The following is a 4,252-nucleotide window of genomic DNA, read 5'->3' as shown; positions in this document are numbered from 1 at the left end:
GCCAACACCTGTGCCAATTGACCCGCCGCCTTCGCGAGCAGGCTCGCTCCCACAGGGGCCTGTTCCCACATCGGACCTGCGGAAAATTCGAGTTATCTGGTATCTGCCCGGAGTTCCGGTCCCCATGAAGCACAACGTCATCCTGGTGGTGCTCGACGGCCTCAACTATGAAGTCGCCCGGCATGCCATGGGACATTTGCAGGCGTATGTCGGCGCAGGACGCGCGGCGCTCTACACACTGGAATGTGAACTGCCCGCCCTGTCCCGCCCACTCTATGAATGCATCCTCACCGGCGTCGTGCCCATCGACAGCGGGATCGTGCACAACAATGTCTCGCGCCTGTCGAACCAGCGCAGCATTTTCCATTACGCCACCGACGCCGGCCTGAGTACCGCGGCTGCGGCCTATCACTGGGTCAGCGAGCTGTACAACGTGTCACCCTTCGTCGCCGGTCGTGATCGCCATACCGAAAATCCCGACCTGCCGATTCAATATGGGCATTTCTACTGGAACGACCATTACCCCGATTCCCACCTGTTCGCCGACGCCGAACACCTGCGCCAGCGCTACCTGCCGAATTTCCTGCTGGTGCACCCGATGAACATCGACGATGCCGGCCACAAGCACGGCCTCGACACCTCGCAGTACCGCAACAGCGCCCGCTCGGCGGACATCAACCTGGCGGTTTACCTGCAAGCCTGGCTCGACGCCGGTTACCAGGTGCTGGTGACTTCCGACCATGGCATGAACAACGACCGCTCCCACAACGGCCTGCTACCGGAAGAACGGGAAGTGCCGCTGTTTGTCCTCGGCGATGGCTTCAGCCTTGACGCCAACGCGGCCCCTCGGCAAACCGAGCTGTGCGGCACCATTTGCCAGCTGCTCGGGGTCGCCCATGACAAACCCTATTGCCAGGAGTTGCTCAAGTGAATGCCATGACGCGCGGCAGATGGCTGGCAGTGTTGTGCCTGGTGCCCTTCGCAATTTTTTTCATTGTGTTCCAGATCGCCCCGCTGCTCTGGGTGCTGGTCAACAGCCTGGAATCGGAAGAGTTCGGCTGGGGCCTGGCCAACTTCAGCAAGATCTTCAGCTCGAAATTCTACCGACAGGCGATCCAGCACAGCCTGGAAATCAGCTTCTGGTCCAGCGTGTTCGGCATCCTCATCGCCGTGCTCGGCAGCTACTCCCTGCGCCGCGTCGATTCGCGGCTGCGCAACTTCGTCAACGCCTTCGCCAACATGACCAGCAACTTCGCCGGTGTGCCCCTGGCCTTCGCGTTCATCATCCTGCTGGGGTTCAACGGCAGCATCACGATCATGCTCAAGCAGGCGGGGATCATCGAGGATTTCAACCTGTATTCGAAAACCGGGCTGATCATTCTCTACACCTATTTCCAGATTCCCCTGGGCGTGCTGCTGCTTTATCCGGCCTTCGACGCGCTGCGCGAAGACTGGCGTGAGTCGGCGTCCCTGTTGGGCGCCAGCGGCTGGCAGTTCTGGCGGCACATCGGCTTGCCGGTGCTGACCCCGGCGCTGCTCGGCACGTTCGTGATCCTGCTGGCCAACGCCCTCGGCGCCTATGCCACGGTCTATGCGCTGACCACCGGCAATTTCAACGTCCTGCCAATTCGCATCGCGGCAATGGTCTCCGGCGACATTTCCCTCGACCCGAACATGGCCAGCGCCCTGGCCGTGGTGCTGGTGGCGTTGATGACCCTGGTGACCGTCGTCCATCAGTTGCTGCTCAAGAGGAGCTACCATGTCTCGCGCTGAATCGGGCCCGGCCGGGTTCTATCATCGAGCGGTGGTGTACCTGCTGTTCGCCATCCTGCTGCTGCCGCTGGCCGGCACGCTCATCTACTCCATCGCCAGCAGTTGGTCGGCCACCGTGCTGCCCAGCGGCTTCACCTTCAAGTGGTACCTGCAGTTGTGGAGCGACCCACGTTTTCTGCATGCCTTTGGCCAATCGCTGATTGTCTGCGTCGGCGCGCTGGTGCTGTCGGTGGTGCTGATCCTGCCGCTGCTGTTCGTGGTGCACTACCACTTTCCGAAACTCGACGCGCTGATGAACGTTCTCATCCTGCTGCCCTTCGCGGTGCCGCCGGTGGTGTCTTCGGTGGGGTTGTTGCAGCTCTATGGCTCCGGGCCGCTGGCGATGGTCGGCACGCCGTGGATCCTGATTGGCTGTTACTTCACCGTCGCCTTGCCGTTCATGTACCGGGCGATCACCAACAACCTGCAAGCGATCAACCTGCGCGACCTGATGGACGCCGCCCAACTGCTCGGCGCCAGCACTTTCCAGGCCGCGTTGCTGGTGGTGCTGCCGAACCTGCGCAAGGGCTTGATGGTGGCGCTGCTGCTGTCCTTCTCGTTCCTGTTCGGCGAGTTCGTGTTTGCCAATATCCTCGTCGGCACCCGCTATGAAACCCTGCAGGTGTACCTGAACAACATGCGCAACAGCAGCGGCCATTTCACCAGCGCGCTGGTGATTTCCTACTTCTTCTTCGTACTGGTCCTGACCTGGGCGGCCAACATCTTGAACAAGGACAAAAGCCAATGAGCTACGTCAGCGTCCAACATTTGCAGAAAGGCTACGCCGGCACGCCGGTGTTCAGCGACATCAACTGCGAAATCCACAAGGGCGAGTTCGTCACCCTGCTCGGCCCTTCCGGGTGCGGCAAGTCCACGCTGCTGCGCTGCATTGCCGGCCTGACAGCGGTGGATGCGGGCCAGATTCTGCTGGACGGCCAGGACATCGTGCCGCTGAGTCCACAGAAGCGCGGGATCGGCATGGTCTTCCAGAGTTATGCGTTGTTCCCCAACATGACCGTGGAGCAGAACGTCGCCTTCGGCCTGCGCATGCAGAAGGTCGACGCTTCGGACAGTCGCCAGCGTGTACTGGAGATTCTGCGCCTGGTGGAGCTGCATGACTTTGCCGCCCGCTACCCCCATCAACTGTCCGGCGGCCAATGCCAGCGCGTGGCCCTGGCCCGCTCCCTGGTCACCCGGCCGCGCCTGTTGCTGCTGGACGAGCCGCTGTCGGCGCTGGACGCGCGGATTCGCAAACACTTGCGCGAACAGATCCGGCAGATCCAGCGGGAACTGGGCCTGACCACCATCTTTGTCACCCACGATCAGGAAGAAGCCCTGACCATGTCTGACCGGATTTTCCTGATGAACCAGGGAAAGATCGTCCAGAGCGGCGATGCCGAGACCCTTTACACTGCCCCCGTCGATGTCTTTGCCGCCGGCTTCATCGGCAACTACAACCTGCTCGACGCCGACGCCGCGAGCAAGCTGCTGCAACGCCCGGTGAACGGTCGCATCGCCATTCGCCCGGAAGCCATCGAGCTGAGTCGCAACGGCGAGCCCGACGCACTGATCCGCAGCCACAGCCTGCTGGGCAACGTCATCCGCTACCGGGTCGAGGCGCGTGGCGTGGAACTGGTGGTGGATGTGCTCAATCGCTCGGCCGCCGATTTGCATCCCGATGGTGCACGGCTGGCGCTTTCCATCGATCCATCGGCGCTGTGTGAGGTAGCCTGATGGTCTTGTTGATATTAAAAAGGGAAGCGCGTTGATGGCTCTGGCAATTTTTGATCTGGACGAAACCCTGATCCACGGCGACTGCGCCACCCTCTGGAGCGAGCAGATGGGGCGCCTGGGCTGGGTCGATCCCGAGTCGTTCATGCGCCGCAACAACGAGCTGATGGACGCCTACAGCCACGGCAAGCTGCGCATGGAAGAGTACATGGACTTCAGCCTGGAACCGATGATCGGCCGCACGCCGGAAGAAATCGAACACCTGGTGGCGCCGTGGGTGGAGGATTTCATCGAACCGATCATCTTCAGCGACGCCACCAAGGCCATCGCCGAACACCGCAAGGCCGGTGACCGGATCCTGGTGATCTCGGCTTCGGGCACACACCTGGTCAAGCCAATCGCCGAGCGCCTGGGTATCGATGAGATCCTCGCGATCGAGCTGGAAGTCGCCCATGGCGTGTACAGCGGCCAGACGGTGGGCACCCTGACCTATCGCGAAGGCAAGATCGCCCGGCTGCTGGATTGGCTGGACGCCGAGGAGGAAAACCTGGAAGGCGCGAGTTTCTATTCCGACTCGCGCAATGACCTGCCGTTGCTGCTCAAGGTCGATCACCCCCACGTCGTCAACCCGGACCCGGTCCTGAAGGCCCATGCCGAATCGGCCGGCTGGCCGATTCATATCTGGAAGTAGCCCCCCTTTCCCCTTGTG

General features: G+C 61.8%; 5 protein-coding genes. All 5 read left to right on the top strand.

Annotation, left to right across the window (positions count from 1 at the left end; translation table 11 throughout):
• Positions 1-124 precede the first annotated feature (124 nt).
• Genes ACE04F_RS12080 through ACE04F_RS12060 form a run of 5 tightly spaced genes read left to right on the top strand, consistent with a single transcriptional unit; the run spans position 125 to position 4,234 of the window.
• A complete protein-coding gene (locus ACE04F_RS12080) occupies positions 125-931 on the top strand; it encodes an alkaline phosphatase family protein (RefSeq protein ID WP_486106946.1) in 807 nt (268 codons plus the stop codon).
• A gap of 5 nt (positions 932-936) precedes the next feature.
• Positions 937-1,773, top strand: coding sequence for an ABC transporter permease (locus tag ACE04F_RS12075; RefSeq protein ID WP_486106944.1), 837 nt, complete (start codon positions 937-939; stop codon positions 1,771-1,773).
• Entirely contained in the window at positions 1,760-2,560 is an 801-nt protein-coding gene (locus ACE04F_RS12070) for an ABC transporter permease (protein WP_486106942.1), read from the top strand. The genes ACE04F_RS12075 and ACE04F_RS12070 overlap by 14 nt, the downstream gene beginning before the upstream one ends.
• A complete protein-coding gene (locus ACE04F_RS12065) occupies positions 2,557-3,546 on the top strand; it encodes an ABC transporter ATP-binding protein (RefSeq protein ID WP_434601528.1) in 990 nt (329 codons plus the stop codon). The genes ACE04F_RS12070 and ACE04F_RS12065 overlap by 4 nt, the downstream gene beginning before the upstream one ends.
• 34 nt (positions 3,547-3,580) lie before the next feature.
• Complete coding sequence (locus ACE04F_RS12060) at positions 3,581-4,234, top strand: HAD family hydrolase (RefSeq protein ID WP_486106940.1); 654 nt, start codon at positions 3,581-3,583, stop codon at positions 4,232-4,234.
• The last annotated feature ends 18 nt before the right edge of the window (positions 4,235-4,252 follow it).

The organism is Pseudomonas sp. AGC41 (genome assembly GCF_057334555.1).
This window is presented reverse-complemented; position numbering and strand designations above follow the sequence as displayed.